Source organism: Flavobacterium sp. AC105, from assembly GCF_979258495.1.
This window is the reverse complement of record NZ_OZ409860.1, coordinates 3,344,593-3,361,681: the sequence shown is the minus strand read 5'-3', so window position 1 is coordinate 3,361,681 and position 17,089 is coordinate 3,344,593. Positions and strand designations below refer to the sequence as shown.

19 protein-coding genes are annotated in these 17,089 nt (G+C 32.8%); 13 read left to right on the top strand and 6 right to left on the bottom strand.

Translation table 11 applies throughout. The features are described from left to right. Window positions 1–101 precede the first annotated feature (101 nt). The gene (locus tag ACZ0AH_RS13705) at window positions 102–689 is read right to left on the bottom strand and encodes a Crp/Fnr family transcriptional regulator (protein ID WP_463476359.1); all 588 of its coding nucleotides are present in this window, start codon (window positions 687–689) and stop codon (window positions 102–104) included. A gap of 396 nt (window positions 690–1,085) precedes the next feature. On the opposite strand from ACZ0AH_RS13705, the gene ACZ0AH_RS13700 reads away from it, so the two are divergent. The 3 genes from ACZ0AH_RS13700 (at window position 1,086) to ACZ0AH_RS13690 (ending at window position 2,991) form a co-directional block, all read left to right on the top strand. Next, a complete protein-coding gene (locus tag ACZ0AH_RS13700) occupies window positions 1,086–1,958 on the top strand; it encodes a helix-turn-helix domain-containing protein (RefSeq protein WP_463476358.1) in 873 nt (290 codons plus the stop codon). 185 nt (window positions 1,959–2,143) lie between these two features. Beyond that, window positions 2,144–2,560, top strand: a complete 417-nt coding sequence (locus tag ACZ0AH_RS13695; protein WP_463476357.1) for a (R)-mandelonitrile lyase — start codon at window positions 2,144–2,146, stop codon at window positions 2,558–2,560. Window positions 2,561–2,586: 26 nt separating this feature from the next. Next, window positions 2,587–2,991 carry a cupin domain-containing protein gene (locus ACZ0AH_RS13690; protein WP_463476356.1) on the top strand — a complete coding sequence of 135 codons (405 nt, stop codon included), beginning with the start codon at window positions 2,587–2,589 and terminating at the stop codon, window positions 2,989–2,991. A 239-nt stretch (window positions 2,992–3,230) separates the two neighbouring features. Here ACZ0AH_RS13690 and ACZ0AH_RS13685 read toward each other — a convergent pair whose 3' ends face one another. After that, the gene (locus ACZ0AH_RS13685) at window positions 3,231–3,818 is read right to left on the bottom strand and encodes a DUF4142 domain-containing protein (protein WP_463476355.1); all 588 of its coding nucleotides are present in this window, start codon (window positions 3,816–3,818) and stop codon (window positions 3,231–3,233) included. Window positions 3,819–4,035: 217 nt separating this feature from the next. Here ACZ0AH_RS13685 and ACZ0AH_RS13680 point away from each other — a divergent pair, with 217 nt between their 5' ends. The 5 genes from ACZ0AH_RS13680 to ACZ0AH_RS13660 all read left to right on the top strand — a co-directional run bounded on the left by ACZ0AH_RS13680 (window position 4,036) and on the right by ACZ0AH_RS13660 (window position 8,141). Next, window positions 4,036–5,505: an FAD-binding oxidoreductase gene (locus ACZ0AH_RS13680; RefSeq protein ID WP_463476354.1), complete on the top strand. Its 1,470-nt coding sequence runs from the start codon at window positions 4,036–4,038 to the stop codon at window positions 5,503–5,505. A gap of 210 nt (window positions 5,506–5,715) precedes the next feature. Next, a complete protein-coding gene (locus ACZ0AH_RS13675) occupies window positions 5,716–5,895 on the top strand; it encodes a hypothetical protein (protein ID WP_463476353.1) in 180 nt (59 codons plus the stop codon). A 144-nt stretch (window positions 5,896–6,039) separates the two neighbouring features. Further along, window positions 6,040–7,125 (top strand): DNA topoisomerase IB, encoded by a 1,086-nt coding sequence (locus ACZ0AH_RS13670; protein ID WP_463476352.1) that lies wholly within the window; start codon window positions 6,040–6,042, stop codon window positions 7,123–7,125. A 111-nt stretch (window positions 7,126–7,236) separates the two neighbouring features. Beyond that, complete coding sequence (locus ACZ0AH_RS13665) at window positions 7,237–7,398, top strand: DUF1328 family protein (RefSeq protein ID WP_082421327.1); 162 nt, start codon at window positions 7,237–7,239, stop codon at window positions 7,396–7,398. Window positions 7,399–7,496: 98 nt separating this feature from the next. Next, window positions 7,497–8,141, top strand: coding sequence for a DUF5661 family protein (locus tag ACZ0AH_RS13660; protein WP_463476350.1), 645 nt, complete (start codon window positions 7,497–7,499; stop codon window positions 8,139–8,141). Window positions 8,142–8,276: 135 nt separating this feature from the next. Here ACZ0AH_RS13660 and ACZ0AH_RS13655 read toward each other — a convergent pair whose 3' ends face one another. Beyond that, window positions 8,277–8,801 carry a hypothetical protein gene (locus ACZ0AH_RS13655; RefSeq protein ID WP_463476349.1) on the bottom strand — a complete coding sequence of 175 codons (525 nt, stop codon included), beginning with the start codon at window positions 8,799–8,801 and terminating at the stop codon, window positions 8,277–8,279. Window positions 8,802–8,988: 187 nt separating this feature from the next. Then, window positions 8,989–9,312, bottom strand: coding sequence for a hypothetical protein (locus tag ACZ0AH_RS13650; protein ID WP_463476347.1), 324 nt, complete (start codon window positions 9,310–9,312; stop codon window positions 8,989–8,991). A 185-nt stretch (window positions 9,313–9,497) separates the two neighbouring features. Between ACZ0AH_RS13650 and ACZ0AH_RS13645 the strand changes: the two genes are divergently transcribed. The 3 genes from ACZ0AH_RS13645 to ACZ0AH_RS13635 all read left to right on the top strand — a co-directional run bounded on the left by ACZ0AH_RS13645 (window position 9,498) and on the right by ACZ0AH_RS13635 (window position 11,585). Continuing rightward, the gene (locus ACZ0AH_RS13645; protein WP_463476346.1) at window positions 9,498–10,070 is read left to right on the top strand and encodes a YciE/YciF ferroxidase family protein; all 573 of its coding nucleotides are present in this window, start codon (window positions 9,498–9,500) and stop codon (window positions 10,068–10,070) included. Between the two features lie 79 nt (window positions 10,071–10,149). Beyond that, entirely contained in the window at window positions 10,150–10,881 is a 732-nt protein-coding gene (locus ACZ0AH_RS13640) for a DNA-formamidopyrimidine glycosylase family protein (protein WP_463476345.1), read from the top strand. Then, window positions 10,878–11,585, top strand: a complete 708-nt coding sequence (locus ACZ0AH_RS13635) for a DUF72 domain-containing protein (RefSeq protein ID WP_463476344.1) — start codon at window positions 10,878–10,880, stop codon at window positions 11,583–11,585. The genes ACZ0AH_RS13640 and ACZ0AH_RS13635 overlap by 4 nt, the downstream gene beginning before the upstream one ends. Before the next feature lie 230 nt (window positions 11,586–11,815). On the opposite strand, the gene ACZ0AH_RS13630 is transcribed toward ACZ0AH_RS13635, so the two are convergent. After that, window positions 11,816–12,322, bottom strand: a complete 507-nt coding sequence (locus ACZ0AH_RS13630; protein ID WP_463476343.1) for a pyridoxamine 5'-phosphate oxidase family protein — start codon at window positions 12,320–12,322, stop codon at window positions 11,816–11,818. Window positions 12,323–12,591: 269 nt separating this feature from the next. Between ACZ0AH_RS13630 and ACZ0AH_RS13625 the strand changes: the two genes are divergently transcribed. Continuing rightward, the gene (locus tag ACZ0AH_RS13625; protein ID WP_463476342.1) at window positions 12,592–13,023 is read left to right on the top strand and encodes a response regulator; all 432 of its coding nucleotides are present in this window, start codon (window positions 12,592–12,594) and stop codon (window positions 13,021–13,023) included. 5 nt (window positions 13,024–13,028) lie between these two features. Here the strand turns inward: ACZ0AH_RS13625 and ACZ0AH_RS13620 are convergent, their stop codons facing one another. Further along, on the bottom strand, window positions 13,029–16,238 hold the full coding sequence (locus ACZ0AH_RS13620) for a PAS domain S-box protein (protein ID WP_463476341.1): 3,210 nt from the start codon (window positions 16,236–16,238) through the stop codon (window positions 13,029–13,031). A gap of 205 nt (window positions 16,239–16,443) precedes the next feature. On the opposite strand from ACZ0AH_RS13620, the gene ACZ0AH_RS13615 reads away from it, so the two are divergent. Further along, entirely contained in the window at window positions 16,444–16,785 is a 342-nt protein-coding gene (locus ACZ0AH_RS13615) for a hypothetical protein (RefSeq protein WP_463476340.1), read from the top strand. The last annotated feature ends 304 nt before the right edge of the window (window positions 16,786–17,089 follow it).

Genomic DNA, 17,089 nt, shown 5'->3' with positions numbered 1-17,089 from the left:
TTTTATTAGATTAAATTTATTTGTCGATATTGACAATGCAAATCTGCTACAGAATAAAAAAAATAAAAATGAACTGGTTTAGGAAATAAGGTTGAACTAGTTTAACTTTTTGATGTTTTTCTATTGCGTATTTTACTCAAATATTCCGTACTAAAACCCAAATAAGACGCCAAGGCATATTGTGGAACCCGCTTTGCAATTGCCGAATATTTGCTCATAAATTCGTCATAACGTTCTTCGGCTGTTTTTGTAAAATTAGATAATAATCGTTTTTGCTGAAAAGCCAAAGAGCGCTGCGTTATAATGCGTTCAAATTTTTCGAGCTTGGGAATTTCTGCTAAAAATCGCTGCTCGTCTTCATATTCAATCTGAATAAGTACAGAATCTTCCAGCGCTTCTACAAATAAAGTTGCAGGTTCCTGATAAATCAAACTGCTGTAATCAGAAATCCACCAATCTTCGATTGCAAATGATAAAGTGTGTTCTTTGCCTTCATTATCGACCAAATATCCTCTAAAAGCGCCTTTTACCACATAACTTTTATGATGACAAACAAAACCCGGCTGTACAATAAATTGCCTTTTTTTGACTTTGGTAATCTTCAAAAAAGTAGCCAGATGATTTTTTTCATCATCTGTCAAATCAACGTATCGTAATATATAATCTATAACGGGCAGTAAATCGTTCATCTAACAAAGATAATTTTTTTTTGTTTCAGGTTTCAGGTTTGTTTTGTTTCAGGTTTTGTTTTGTTTCAGGTTTTGTTTTGTTTTGTTTTGTTTTGTTTGAGGTTTGTTTTGTTTCAGGTTTGTTCATATTTATGCAATTTTCTCATTTTTGTCATCCCGAGGCACGAGGGATCTCCACAAGAAACTCCGCAAGTAAGTTGACAATCTTTGTCGAGCAACTAACGGAGATCCCTCGTTCCTCGGGATGACAAACCAAACGGGAACCTGAAACGGGAACCTGAAACCTGAAACAAAACAAAAACAAAAACAAACCTGAAACAAAAACAAAAACAAACATGAAACCTGAAACAAAACAAAAATTTGCTAATTTTTGTTTGATTTTCATAACTTTGCCCAATGAACGATCAAATAATTTCTCCGCCAGTTGATTTTAATACTTCTGATTTAAAACTAAAAGGGTTCAAGGTTTATGAAGTAAACGAAGGTATGACTAAGATTCCGACGTATAATCGCAGGGATTTTTACAAAATTTGCATCAATACCAGCAAAAGCCTTATTCATTATGCAGATCGCGGATATGAAACAGACGGAACAATTTTATTCTTCGGAAATCCGCATATTCCGTATTCCTGGGAAACTGTTTCGGAATCTTATAATGGCTATGCCTGCGTTTTTACAGAAGAATTTCTAAAGGTAAATGACCGTTCTGAAAGTCTGCATGAATCGCCTTTGTTTAAAATAGGCGGAACTCCAATATTTGCTTTATCTGCTCAACAAGAGTTGTTTATATCTTCGTTGTTCGAAAAAATGATCGAAGAACAAGATACTGATTATGTTTTTAAAGATGACTTGCTTCGCAATTATATCAACCTGATTATTCATGAATCCATGAAAATGCAGCCTTCGGATAATTTCTTTAAACACAAAAATGCTTCTTCGAGAATTACGTCATTATTCATGGAACTTCTGGAAAGACAATTTCCAATAGAAAGCAAAAACGAACCTTTGGCATTAAAAACGCCTAAGGATTACGCGCAAAGTCTCGCAGTTCACGTTAATCATTTGAATCGTTCCGTAAAAGAAATCACAGGAAAATCAACCACAGCACATATTACCGAAAGAATTATTGGCGAAGCAAAAGCTTTATTGCAGCATACGGATTGGAGTATTTCGGACATTGGATATTCGCTGGGTTTTGAATATCCAAGCTATTTTAACAACTACTTTAAAAGACTTACCGGAACGATTCCGAAATCATTAAGAACGTAAATTGTTTCATATTCTTAATTTTTTGTTTGATTATTGTTATTTCTGATTGTTTGTGTTCAAGTATTTTTGCACTGAAATAATTAGTATTAACCTGCTATCGGTTTTTCTCTGACTAAACATATCTTCCATAAAGCACATTCTTGCTTTCCTGATTTAGTTGCAACTGATATTAAAAACGAATAATTATGAAAACATCAGAAAATCAATTGAATAAAACCATTTTTCCAAAAGGGGATTTAGCATCGGCAGCTTATTTTACGGGAAAAGCATGGGTCAAAATGCTGGTTCCAAACGATCCGGTTCTGAACACTGCAGTTGGAAATGTCGTTTTTGAACCCGGCGCAAGAAACAATTGGCACACACATCCCGGCGGACAAATACTTATTGTAACGCACGGAACAGGCTATTATCAGGAAGCAGGTAAACCGATCCAGTTGCTTCAGGAAGGAGATGTCGTCAATATTCAGCCTGAAATAAAACACTGGCACGGAGCTTCGCCAGACAGCGAATTTACGCATATTGCCATAAGTACAAACACAGAAAAAGGAATTGTAGACTGGCTCGAACCAGTTACAGATGAGCAGTACAATAGCTTTAAATAATACCACAAACTCAAAAAATAAATTTTATGTCAACATTATATACTACTGTTATCGAGGAAGGAAAAGTTCCTAATACATATATGACTGGTAATGTTTCGTATAAAAAACAAACCAGCAATATTCATCCGGAAAATACGATGATTAAAGAAGTATCTTTTGAGCCGGGAGCAAGATGCAATTGGCATTTTAATTCGGCATTGCAATTGCTTATTGCGACAGATGGTACGGGATATTTTCAGGAAAAAGGAAAGTCTGTGAGATTGATTCACAAAGACGAAGTAATTACGATATTACCAGGAATAGAACATTGGTACGGCGCAACGCCTTTTAGAAAATTTTCATATATAACAATCATCACCGAAGTTGATAAAGGATCGGGAACCTGGCTGGAAAGCGTAACGGATGAGGAATATTATAGTTTTGGAAAGTAAGTTAATTTATCAATTAGATAATTTGTTAATTAGAAAATTTGTCAATTAGAAAATTAGATAATGCTAAACTTTGTGCTGAATAGAAACAGCGTAAATTATTCGATGTTCTAAAATACTAAAATACTAAGTTTTTAAAACCTCAGAACCTTAGTGCCTCAGAACCTAAAAAAGAAACCCCTTAAGCAATTCAACTCTTAAGGGGTTTTTAAAAATAAAATAATAACCAATTAAATTTATTTTTATTTCTTGTCTAAATTTTGTTTCAACATTTTGGCGTGTTCTAAATGTGCGGTCAAACCTGCAATATTATTAGAAGCCCAAGTTCTTACATCTGCATCTTTTGCATTTTTAGATGCTTTTTCAAGTTTGTCGATTGCTTTTTCGTGACCATCAATCATCATGTCAGCGAATTTTTTATCAAAATCAAGACCAGATTTTTCATTTAGTTTATTGTATTTATCTTTTCCATCTTCGGTAATCGAAGCAGGTAAAGTAAAGTTTTTTGCTTTTGCTAAAGCACTTACTTCAGAAGCGGCTTTGGTATGCTCATCAACAAGCATTTTACCATAATTTTTTACTTCTGTATTTGTTCCTTTTTGTTGAGCCAGTTTACCTAAATCAATTTCTTCCAAATTAATTTCGGCTTGATCTACTAAATATTGAGAATCATCTTCTTTACTATCAATAGTATCAAATTTGGCTTCATTTGCATCTTCAGCAACTTCTTTTGGATCTTCTTTTTTGGTTTCATTTTTACAAGAACCTAAAAACATAATAATAAGTCCCGCTCCTAAAATTGCTTTTCCGGCTAATAATATTTTTTTCATGATTTTATTGTTTAAATGTTATATGGTAAAATTATTTCTATTGTTCGAAGGAAGTCTTATACTATTATTAGATAATGTTATAGGATTTAAATCTGATGTTTTTTAAGTGCAGTATAATTACTTATTGTTAATTTTTTATTTATTCCTATTATTGTATGTGAAAATTTAAGTCATTAAATATAAAAAAACGACAATTGATAATTTTAATAAATAGTAAATGAAGAAAAAATACTTTTGGATTTTTGGTGTTCTGCTTGTTTTGATTTTTATTGCCATTCCCGTTTGTCATGTTTTAAAAACAAAATGGAATGAAACTGATCAAAAAAAAGTAATCCCAAACGGTTATACAAATGATGCAAGTCAACTGAATTTAACCAAAGTAGATACTATTATAAAAGTTCCAAATAATAAGGCTGAAATAAAAAAGCAGCTTATAGCAATTTTAAAATATGCTCAGGAACATCATCTAAAAATTTCTATTGCCGGTGCGCAGCATAGCATGGGCGGACACACGATTTATCCTGACGGGATTTTACTAAATATGCTTGCGTACAACCACATGGAATTGGATAAAACTAATACTATTTTAACTATTGGTTCCGGTGCACTTTGGCAAGATGCTATTGAATATTTAGACAAACACGGAAAATCAATTAGTGTTATGCAGGCTTTTAGTTCCTTTTCTGTTGGAGGTTCAATTAGCGTAAATGGACATGGCTGGCAAAAAGATTCCCCACCAATTTCATCTTCGGTAATTTCATTTACTTTGATGAATTACAAAGGTGAAATCATCAATTGTAACAGAGAGGATAATCCCGAATTATTCAAACTTGTCTTAGGTGGTTATGGTCTTTTTGGAATTATATTAGATGTAAAATTGAAAGTTGTTGATAATAAGGCTTTACAATTTAAGTACTTTCGTTTAAGTCCGGAAAAATATGTGGATTATTATAAAAAACTAGTCTTGGATAATCCGAAAGTGAATTTAGCATTTGGAAGATTACGAATTTCAAATCAGGAATTTTTAGAAGAAGCAACGATTAATTTTTTTGAAGAAACGAATCAAAAGCCTTTGCCTTTGAAACAGCAAAATGAAAAAAATGAAGAAACAAAACGACTTGTCTTTAGAAGTTCTGTAAATAGTGAATATGGAAAAAGATTGCGTTGGGATTTAGAAACCGGAATGAGTAAAATATTAAGACACGATGTTTTTTCTCGAAATGAATTATTAAATGACAATGTTTCCTTAATTGAAAATAAAGACCCAAATTCAACCGATTTACTACAAGAATATTTTATTCCGGAAAGAAATTTTAATCAATTTATAAAAGATATTAAACCTGTTTTGCTTCAATCAAAACTTGATTTATTAAACATAACAATTCGTGCCGTTAATAAAGATGATGATACTTATATGAACTATGCAAGGGAAAATGTTTTTGGATTTGTGTTTCTTTTCAATCAAAAGAAAACTGAAAATGAAGAAAATCAAATGAGGAAGCTAACCAATCAATTAGTGAATGTTGCGATCAAAAATGAAGGAACATTTTATCTTCCTTATAGATTGCATATTGACAAAAAGAAAATGCGAAAAGTTTATCCGCAAGCAGGAGATTTTTTTGAATTAAAAAAGAAATATGATCCTACAGAATTATTTAGAAATCAGTTTTATGAACACTATAAATGAAAATATAAAATGCTTTAGATAAAAACCTGAACTAATATACCCAAATCCCAATTCCCAAAAGAATTGGGATTTTTTTTGCTCCAATTCTAAAAAGTTTGACGTAGAGTTAATTATGAAAATTATTGACAGAATTGTATAACAAAAAACAGGCAATTATAAACGAATTTTGAAGTACCATACATCTAACTATTAATCCTAATTTTTCAAATCATGCTAAATTCAGGCAATAAAAACGAAGACACGTCACATTCAGGTGGAAAAGCCGAAAGAGTAAGACCTTATTACGAATGGACGAAAGAAGAATTGTATCAGGAAGCCCGAAAAGTAGGTATTCGAGGACGTTCTTATATGTCTAAAAAAAATCTAATCAACTCCTTAGATAATAATTAGGAGATTATTAAAAAAGCCACAGGTTTATGGGTTCTAAACGGATGAAATATATGATTTAGACGTAGAATATAATCTGTGAAAATCTGTAGATCTGTGGCTTCAATTAAAACTCCGCTTGACGGAAAAAAATAAAATCTAATAATCATGAATGCAGCTGCAAAAACCGAAAAACTAATGAATCAATTGATTAAAACACCGCATTTGGTGTTAGAGAAATTAGATTTAGTTTATATAAATAATCAAAGACTGCCAATTGAAAGATGCAAATGTGAAGAAGGTTTTGTTTATAAAAAAAACGGACGCTGTATTAAACGAAAAAGCGAATTGAAACGTTTTAACAGCCTGGTACTTCCGCCAGCATGGGAAAACGTTCAGATTTCAGATTTGCCAAATGCACATTTACAAGCGGTTGGTCTTGACGTAAAAAACAGAAAACAATACAGATATCACCCAAAATGGAATTTGATCAGAAATCAAACGAAATTTTATAAAATAGCCGAATTCGGAACTAAATTACCTGCGATCAGAAAACAAGTCGATCTGGATTTGGAACGAAAAGAGTGGGGAAAAGAGAAAGTTGTCGCATTAGTGATTCGGTTAATGGAAGAAACCCATATTAGAATTGGGAATGAAAAATATGCCAAAGACAATAAGTCTTACGGACTTTCGACTTTACGAAAACGACATATCAATATCAATAAAAATTCCCTTCGTTTTGAATTTACAGGAAAAAAAGGCGTACAGCATACGATTACAACCAGAAATAAACAACTCGTAAAATTAGTAAGCCGCTGCGAGGAAATTCCGGGTTGGGAAGTTTTTAAATATTACGATAAAAACGGCGAAAGAAAAGTTTTGGACAGTCATATGGTCAACGAATATCTGCATGCTATTTCAGGCGAATATTTTAGTGCAAAAGACTTTAGAACCTGGGCGGCTTCGATTATATTTTTTGAAACTTTAATGGAGATCGGAGTAACATCTGACGAAAAAGAAATCAAAAAAAATATTTTATCGGCTTATGATATAACGGCAAAAGAATTGGGAAATACCAGAAATGTCTGCAAGAATTATTATGTACATCCTTTGCTGGTTTCGACTTACGAAGACGGTTCAATCAGTCAATATTTTGATCGTGCAAAGAAATGCCGCAGTACAAAAGAGTATTTTTCACATAGTGAAATTGCGTTTTCAGAACTGATTCAGAATTATCAGATTAATTTGCTATAAAAACGCCTTTTTCGGGCTAACAATATAATGTTTTGAGTTAATGCATCTCTTTTAAAAGCATGAAATTTGAGTAACAAACAAAAATCATTATTAATTAAAAAATCAATACTTATGTTACGTTATACAGTCATTTTTATTATTCTTGCTATTATCGCCGGAATATTTGGTTTTGGTGGAATCGCTGCCGGAGCTGCAAGTATCGCTAAAGTTTTATTCTTTATCTTTTTAGTCTTATTTATTATATCTCTAATTAGCGGAAGAAAAAGTATTTAAGCGCCAGTCTCAGTAAATATAAACGAACTAAACGGCACATATATCTCGGTAAATGTGTCGTTTGCATTTTCAAAAATATACAATCAAAATTTAGAATTATGGGAACTAAAAGTGGTGCCTACCAGGATGTCTATATTAAAAGAGATGATCTAATGATAAGCTTAAAAAACGATGTGACAGATTTTTGCGCAAAATATATTAAACCTGTACATCCTGAAAATTGGGATTGGTCGATACGTGATTTCGAAGATCCTAAAAACGATCCGACAATTGCAGAAGCAAGAGCAATTGGGAATGTAGTTTATAATGACCTGCTTAATAATGATACAGATGTAGATCTTTCGACGATGAATAATGTCGAAGCAATAAAAGCGTATTTAAATCCTAAAAGCAGGCATGAAGCCTTTAATATGGAAGAGTTTGCTTTTGCATTAAAAGTAGAACTGGAACACGGAAAAATTAAAGATGTAAACGTAACCAACAACCACCCATTTTTGACTGCAATGATTGCATTGGCCCATATGACTGAAAGTTTGACTTATTATAAAAGATTAAAAATAATGGAAGCTGAAGGCGAAATTTACGAAATCATGCGTAAATTAGAACACAGCACAAATGGAAGGGACAGATGGTATAAAAAGCTTATTAAAGCCGAAGAAGAATTAAAAGAAGCCCGATCAGGATTAGCAGAACGTTTAGAAAAAATGGACGATATTCCTGCTTTAGAAATTATTGGAGATTAATTTACTCCACAATCTTGTCTTTCTAAAAATGAAGAATTTCATAAGAAGACATTTTCGGTAAACGAAAGACAAGATTGTCAATAAACTTTAAACATAAAAAAAACCGCTATTAGCGGTTTTTTTATTAAATCTAATTTAGAATTTTCTGGGATCATTGTCAGGATAACTTTCGTCATCGTCTTCTTCCTGAACATCATCCTCTACATATTCGTCATCTTCTTCATCATCCTGATCAATGTCTTCCAGATCATCTTCAGTTTCATTAAAGTCTTCTTCTAAAGCGTCTGACGGATTATCAAGTTCGTCGTTTTCATATTCAAGATCTTCATCAACTTCTCCGCTTTCCAATTCAATTTCGTAAACATCGTCGTTGTCATCTTCAAGATCTCTGTCTGTATGAAAATCATCATTTAGATCATCAATATCGTCCAGATCATCATCTTCATCAACGATTTGGTCCGGATTTGGTTTATTAGGATCAAATCCGTTTCGAACCGTATATCCTCTTTCTGCGATTTCTCTGTTATCATCATCACTTTCTTTCATATCATCGATATTGTACATTTCTTCGTTTAGAGTGTTTTTATCGGTGTTGTTTTGATTCTGATTTCTGGAGTCTCTATTTGTCACATTGCTGTTTTTTTGTTCTGTAGTATTCATAATATTTAATTTTTAGAATATTAGTATATTACAAATCTAACGATGAACACCAATGAATTTCTTATAGAATTATAAGATCTAATTGTATAATTAACAGATGTTTATATTGCTGATATAAATATTTCGCATAAAAAAACCGTTAACAGATTAACGGTTTAAATTTCTAATTCAAAATGTTTTCAAATATTTAATTATCATTTCTTTCCAGGTCATCCTCATCAAAATTATCCTCATCTTCGATGTGTTCTACTTCATCAAAATCGTCAGGTTTGATAGAATCTTCTTCTTCTTCCTGCTCGGTATTTGTGATATAATCGTCTTCGTTAACAACTTGCTCTTCGTTCGGGATATTTTCATTTCTTAAGATATTATCATCTTTAAGAAGTGTGTCAATCGCCGTATTAATTAAAATAGCGGTGTCGGGATCTAAAAATCCTCCCTGATATTTTTGGTGAAAATAAAGTTCAGCTTCTTCGTAAGTTTCGTATGTATCGTTGGTATCTGTTTTCATGATTTTTTATTGTTATTTACTATTACAAATTTATTCACAGCAAAAAAGAAATGCTTACAGAATTCTAAAATAGAGTTGTATAATATTCAGATGTTTAGAATACAATTTAAATTAATAATAATATAACCCGTCTGATAATCAACATAGTAATTTTGAAATATATAAATCACTATAAATTATTAGCTATGAAAACTACAAATAGTAAAAAAGAAACCACTCCAAAACAGGAAGTAAAAAAAGGAGTTACAAAACCAAAATCGAATGCTGCTTCCGGATTAACAGAACTTTTTGAAGATGGATTAAAAGACATTTACTGGGCAGAAAAAGCGTTGACAAAAGCACTTCCGTTAATGGCCAAAAATGCAACTTCTGCTGATTTAATCGAAGCCTTAAACCACCATTTAACAGAAACAGAAGAACATGTAATTCGCCTTGAGAAAGTTTTTGAACTTATTGGTAAAAAAGCTTCAGCAAAAAAATGTGACGCGATGGAAGGTTTAATCGAAGAAGGAAAAGGAATTCTGGAAGAAACTGAAATTGGAGTTGTGCGCGACGCCGGAATTATTGCAGCCAGTCAAAAAATCGAACATTATGAAATTGCAACTTATGGAACGCTAAGACAATTTGCAGAAACGCTTGGATTAGCAGAAGCCGCAACTTTATTAGAGCAAACTCTTGAAGAAGAAAAAGGTGCCGATGTTAAACTTACAGAAGTTGCAGTTAATGCTGTAAATCTTGAAGCTGCTGAAGCAGATTAATTTCAAAGAGATAAAAAGTAAAAGTGCAGTTTTTTAAGCTGCACTTTTTTTAGTTTATAATTTTTAAACGATTATAATTATGCCTGAAGGTCCATCAATAGTAATATTAAAAGAAGAAGTACAGCAATTTGCAGGACAAAAAGTAATTTCTGTTTCTGGAAATAGCAGCGTTGATATCGACAGAATGAACGGAAAAACGATTCTGGCATTTAAAAGCTGGGGTAAAAATTTTTTAATCTGTTTTGATGATTTTACCATAAAAATTCATTTGTTAATGTTTGGCACTTACCGAATTAACGAAAGAAAAGAAACAACCCCCAGATTAAGTCTGGTTTTTGAAAACGGAGAACTCAATTTTTATACCTGTTCTATCAAAATTCTCGAAGGCGATCTCGATCTTTATTACAATTGGTACGAAGATGTAATGAACGCAGCCTGGGATCCGGAAACAGCAAAAAAGAGTTTAGATAAAGTTCCGAATGAAATGATTTGTGACGCTGTTTTAGATCAGAATATTTTCTCCGGAGTGGGAAATATCATTAAAAATGAAGTTTTATACCGGTGTTTTATTCATCCCGAATCTTTGGTTGGCAAAATTCCATCAGAAGATTTAAAATGGCTTATTGACGAATGTTCCATTTATAGTTTTCAATTTCTGGAATGGAAAAAAAACTATGAACTTAAAAAACATTGGCTTGCCCATACCAAAAAAACGTGCGTGAGATGCGATCTTCCTTTACATAAAAAACATACCGGAAAGAAAAAGCGCCGTAGTTTTTTCTGTACCAATTGCCAAAAATTATACATATGAAAAAAGAAATTTCAATAGGATGTTCGAGTTTTAATAATCGATTTTGGAAAGGAATTTTTTATCCGGAAAATCTCCCAACTTCAAAATGGTTTGATTATTATTGCCAGCATTTTAATACATATGAATTCAACGGAAGTTTTTATAAATTTCCGACAGTGAGAATATTCGAAAACTGGTACAACAAAGCGCCGGAAGGTTTTATATTTTCAGTAAAAGCACCCAAAGAAATCACGCATATCAAGAAATTTACAGATTGCGAAAATCTAATTTCAGAATTTTACAATATATCTAAAACAGGTTTAAAAGAAAAATTAGGCTGTATATTATTTCAATTTCCGCCAAGTTATAATTTCACGATAGAAAGACTCCATCAAATCATGAACAACCTGGATTTTAAATTTAAAAACGTAATCGAATTTCGCCACGAAAGCTGGTGGAATCAGGAAGTTTGGGATGTTTTTCTGGAAAATAACATTACGTTTTGCAGTGTAAGCCATCCGCAAATGCCAAGAACGATTTTCACAAATTTTCCTTTGGTTTATATCAGATTTCATGGAATTCCCAAGTTGTTTTATTCCAGTTATGCTACAGAAGAATTACTTCGGATAAAGAAAGAAATTCAATCAAAATCAGGTTTTGTTTATTTTAATAATACCGCAAGTGAAGCCGGAATTTTGAATGCGTTAGAGTTTCAGGAGTTGTGAATTAGTTTGATTATTTTTGTCATTTTGATCATTTTGTCATTTCGACGCAAGGAGAAATCGCACTAGGAATTCCACAAAGAAAATCGCCAATCACTGTCAAAGTTACGAGTGCGATTTCTCCTGCGTCGAAATGACAAAATTGTGTTATGGAACACAAAAAACGCAAAGATCGCAAAGAAATTAAACTTTGCGATCTTTGCGTAAAACGTTGCAAACTTTGCGGTTAATTTTTAAACCTCCAATTTCAGGTTTCCTTCAATTCCGTCATCCATTGTTTTTCCGCTTACAAAAGCTACGGCCATTTTTGCAATTGCAACCATTTGTCCGTTTTTATTGTTCCAGTAATAACCATCTTCCGGAACTACTTTTATAACGCTCAAATTAGGATCATCTTCGCCGCCTGGCATCCAGACTTTAACGATTGGGTTCCATAATTCTTTAATTGTTTCACGATCATAAGAAATACTTGCAGTTCCGTGCAGCGTAAGGAATTTATCCTGTGGTTCAGCAAAAAAAAGCTCAACTTGCGGGTTAAGCGTAATTTCAGCATTTTGACTGCTATTTCTGTCCGATAAAAACCAAAGCTGACCCAAATCATCAATTTTTTGAACTGACATTGGGCGTGATTGTATTCTGTATTCATCATATGTACAAAACATGCATGTTTTTATATTCTCTGCAAGATCTTTTATTTTATCTACAGCAAATTCATTTTTAAGGTCTTTTTGATCTCCCATGACTCTTTATTTTAGTTTATTATTTTAAAAAATATTTTATAAAATTCTATTTTTCAGATAGATAGAAAAGTTAAAAAGTAGTTTCTTTTATCCAAAAAAGCATATATGTAAAGTTGCTTTTTATATCTTTTTTGGAGTTATATAATTTGAATTAAAAATTATGAGATTTCAATTACAATTAATAAAACATAGAGGAAAAATGAATTGTTAAATTCTAAATTTTGGTTATCTTTGAAAAATATAAAAACCTTGTTATATAAAAATACCACATGACTGATTTTACTATATTTTATACCGATGATGATGAAGACGATTTGAGCATTTTTACGGATGCTGTCGAATCATTACCAAAAAAAATAAAACTTCAGACATATAGTGGAGGAGAGAAGCTTTTAAACGCGATCTATAATCCTCCGCCAACACCGCATGTTGTTTTTTTAGATTTAAATATGCCCGGAAAAAATGGATTTGATGTTTTAACCGAACTTAAAAATTCAGAGGTAAAAAATGATATTCCGGTCATTATTTTCTCGACTTCAAATGAGCCAGGTATTATAGAAAAATGCCGCGTTTTAGGCGCTAATTATTTTATAACAAAGCCCATTTTAATGAAAGACATCGTAAGATCTATTGAACATGCGCTTGAAATCGATTGGAAAAAATTTATTCCAACCGATAAAAACTTCGTCTATAAAGTATAATTAAATTATTGTAATTCAGGAATGTAGATATCAAAAGTAGCGCCTTTGTTTTTTTCGCTGCTTGCCATGATAATTCCTTTATGATTTTCGACAATCTTTTTTACAATCGCCAGGCCAATTCCGGTTCCGGCAAATTCGCTTTCTGTATTCAAACGCTGAAAAACTTCAAAAATGCGTTCACTGTATTCAGTGTCAAAGCCAATTCCGTTATCCGAAATCTGAAGATGAAAATACATTTTATCCGGAAAATTGACTAGTTTATCTATTGTCTTTCCCTTAACTAAACTTGCTTTAATTTCTATAATAGGAGCGACGTCTTTTTTAGAGAATTTCAAAGCGTTTCCAATTAAATTATGCAATAATTGTCTAAACTGAAACGGAATAATAGTGGCTTCGCCTAAAGATTCAAAAATAACCTGAGCGTTTTTTTCTTCAATACGTTCGGCAAAATCACTTATTACTTCTTCGGCAATATCGTTCAGGTTTGATTTTACAAAAACCCTTTCGGCTGAATTTGTTCTGGAATATTCCAAAAGATCCTGAATTAAAGTCTGCATTCTTTTTGCCGAAACTTCAATTCGGTTTAAATAAGTTTTGGCTTTCGCCGAAATATTCTGCTCATCCAAATCGGCTAAACGGCTCGCAAAAGTCTGGATTTTTCGAAGTGGTTCCTGCAAATCGTGACTCGATATATAAGCAAAAGACTGCAGCTCGATATTCATATTAATCAAGTCCTTATTTTTAAGTTCTAATTGTGCCGTACGCTCAGAAACCTCTTTTTCGAGCTTATCGGTAAAATTTTTCTGATCGTGAATATCAGTGCTCGTTCCAACCCACATTTGTATATTTCCCTCGTCATCTTTTTGAGCAATAGCGCGGCTTAATTGCCATCTGTATACGCCGTCGTATCGGCGAAAACGGTGTTCAATCAAAAAATCATTTCCTGTTGTTACCGCCTCGGTCCAGGTTTTTACATTTTGTTCACGATCGTCAGGATGAACAATTTGCAGCCAGCCATGTTTTTCTATATCCGCCGGCGTTATACCGGAATACGTAAAAACAGATTGGTTAAAATAGTTTAGATTACCATAAGGATCACTCGTCCAGATATGTTGTGGCATGGAGTCTGCAAGAAGCCTGAATTTCTCTTCGCTTTTCATCAATATCTGCTGATTGTTTTTTTCATCAGTAATATCCATAACTGTTCCCAGCATTTTCACAGGTTCTTTATTTTCGTCAAAAAATATTTTTCCGTGAGCTCTTATCCAGGAAATCGAACCATCCGGTTTAATAATTCGGGATTCATATTTATAAATACTTGTTTTCAAGGCACGATTAAAGGCTTTTTCTAAAATAGGCAAATCATCAGCATATATCTGACTTTGGATTTGTTTTCGGCTTAGATGTTCTTTATTTTCATGACCAAAAATAGTCAGCAAATTTTCAGAATAAATTATTTCCTGAGTTGCAATATCCAGATCCCAGGTTGCTATTTCGGCAATTTCGCCAGCTAACCGCGCCCTTTGTTCTGCATTTTCTACCTTTTTTCTTGCTTCAACTTTATCCGTAACATCATTTACGGTAGCCATTACGCCAGATATCCCGCCTTCTTTTTCAAATAAGGGCGTATATTGGTAATCGAGATAAAACCGCTCTGTTTTTCCTTTAACATCAATATAGGCAAGAGCTTCGTTTTCCTTTATGATTTGTCCGTTAAAAAGAACCTGATCCAGTAAATCCATGTATTTTTGGTCCATTAGTTCCGGAAAAACTTCAGTCAGAGATTTGCCAATAACATCCCGTTTTTTCTTTTGCCAAATGGTTTTCAACATCGTATTATTGGCCATTTCAATAATATGCTGTTTTCCTCTAAAAGTAGCCATTGCAATAGGCGAATCTGTAACCAATCTTCTAAAAGCCTGTTCGCTTTGTTCCAGGAGATATTTTGCTTTTACAGATTCAGTAACTTCAAGGGCAACAATGATAACTCCGGAAATAGTATTGTTATCTTCCCTTAAAGGATGAAAAACTAAATTAAAATAGCAGTTTTCTTGTTTGCCATAGCGGTTTAAAGTAACCGATAATTCATCTGTATAATAAGGAATTCCATCTTCATAAACCTTAGAAAGCAGGGGATAAACGATATCTTTTGATTCCGGAAGAATAGAAAAAATGGGTTTGTCCAGCATTTCATTTTCCGTTTTATCCACAATTTTAAGATACGTATTATTGACCATTTCAACAATTAAGTCCGTGCCTTTAAGAATGGCGATTCCTAACGGAAGCTGCTTTACCGTATTTCTAAACCTTTTGTCGCTTTCTTCGACCGCATTACGCGCCAGTACTTGTATCGTAACATCATTTGCTATGGCAACAATTCCGGAAATTGTTCCGTCTGGTTCTGTTAAAGCTTCATAAACAATATTCAGGAAAGTATCCTCAATTTTGCCTTTTCGGGTTAATTTTACAAGACGTTCGTACGCCGTAAACCGTTCTCCGGTCGTATATACATTTAGTAAAACTTCTTCTAATCCCTGATTTTTAGCTTCGGGAATGGCTTCAAAAATAGGTTTATTGAGAACATCTTCTATATTTCGTTCCCATAATTCGAGCATTAATTCGTTGGCAATTTCTACAACATATTCTTTTCCCCTAAAAACACACATCGGATTTGGAGTCTGAAGAATATTATTCAGATAACGCGTGTTACTATCTTTTAAGTTTTTGACCAGGTTTACCTTATCCGTAGTTTCATTGCAAATTACAAGCACGCCGGCAACTTTTCCGGTTTCATCATTTACAGGACTGTAACTAAAAGTCCAGTAAACATCTTCCATTTTTCCATTTCTGTAAATAGGCAAAAGCTGGTTTTCATGCCATGTGGCTTCGCCTTGTATAAGAACCTGATCGATTAAAGGTTTTATAAAATCCCAGATTTCCGCCCAAAAATCGGCTCCTTTTTGACCTAATATAGCAGGGTGTTTTCCGTCGTTTCCAAGACTTGGCCTGTAAGCATCGTTATAAAAACAAATATGTTCAGGTCCCCAAAATAAAAACATGGGAAATTTTGAGTTTAAAAGAATACCTAATGTAGTGCGCAAACTTTGCGGCCATGATTCAACAGGTCCAACGGGAGTTTTACTCCAATCCTTGGCTCGTGTCAGCATGCCCATTTCACCTCCTTTAGACAGGAAATCGTGATTGATATGACTCATTAAAGTTTGTTTTAATTGGAAGAATAAAGATACAAAATTCTTCAAAGATTCGAATAAAAGGTTAAAACTAGTAAAATAAATATTGATATGGTTTAGAATTTTTAAATGAGCTAAGATTTAAATCTTTTGAGTTAATTTTATTTATTGTCAATTATGAAATTTGAGTAAACAAAAGATTACAAAACAATCTTAAAATACTTAAGTCATGAAAAAAGAAATGTCAAAACATGAAACCGACTATATAAAAAAATATCAGGATGAAGGTTATACTACAAATTATTTGTTTAGTGATGGCTCCCTGATAGATTCTGAAACAAAATATGCTTATAAACCAGACGAAATCTTTATTGTAGCACATCACCGTTACGAAGGAATGAGCGATCCTGATGATATGTCTATTTTATATGTTATAGAAACAGGCGATCAAAAAAAAGGCACGCACTTAATAGGATACGGCCCTACAGCGGATTTGGAAGAAGCCGAATTTTTTAAGGATATTCCGAAAGCAAATTATGCTAAAAATGCAGATATCAATGAACTTACATAAGATAAAATAAGTATTTTTTATTTTGCTGAGAGAACAGTTGTTTTCAGATTCGTCTGAAGCAGCTGTTTTTTTTTGCCTCAGATTTCGCTTGTACAATTCGCTACAGGGCAAAGTTTTTATATTTATTTTCATTATAAAAGTAAAAATTCATAAAGCCCAATTTTAATTTTCTCAGTGTTTTAGCGCCTTTGCGTCAACTTGCAAATCGTAAGATATTAATTATGAAAAATCTCTCCGAAATTCTGTAATAAATTGATTAGCAATATATCTCAACTTTGTAATGTAATAAAACAATAAAAACTAA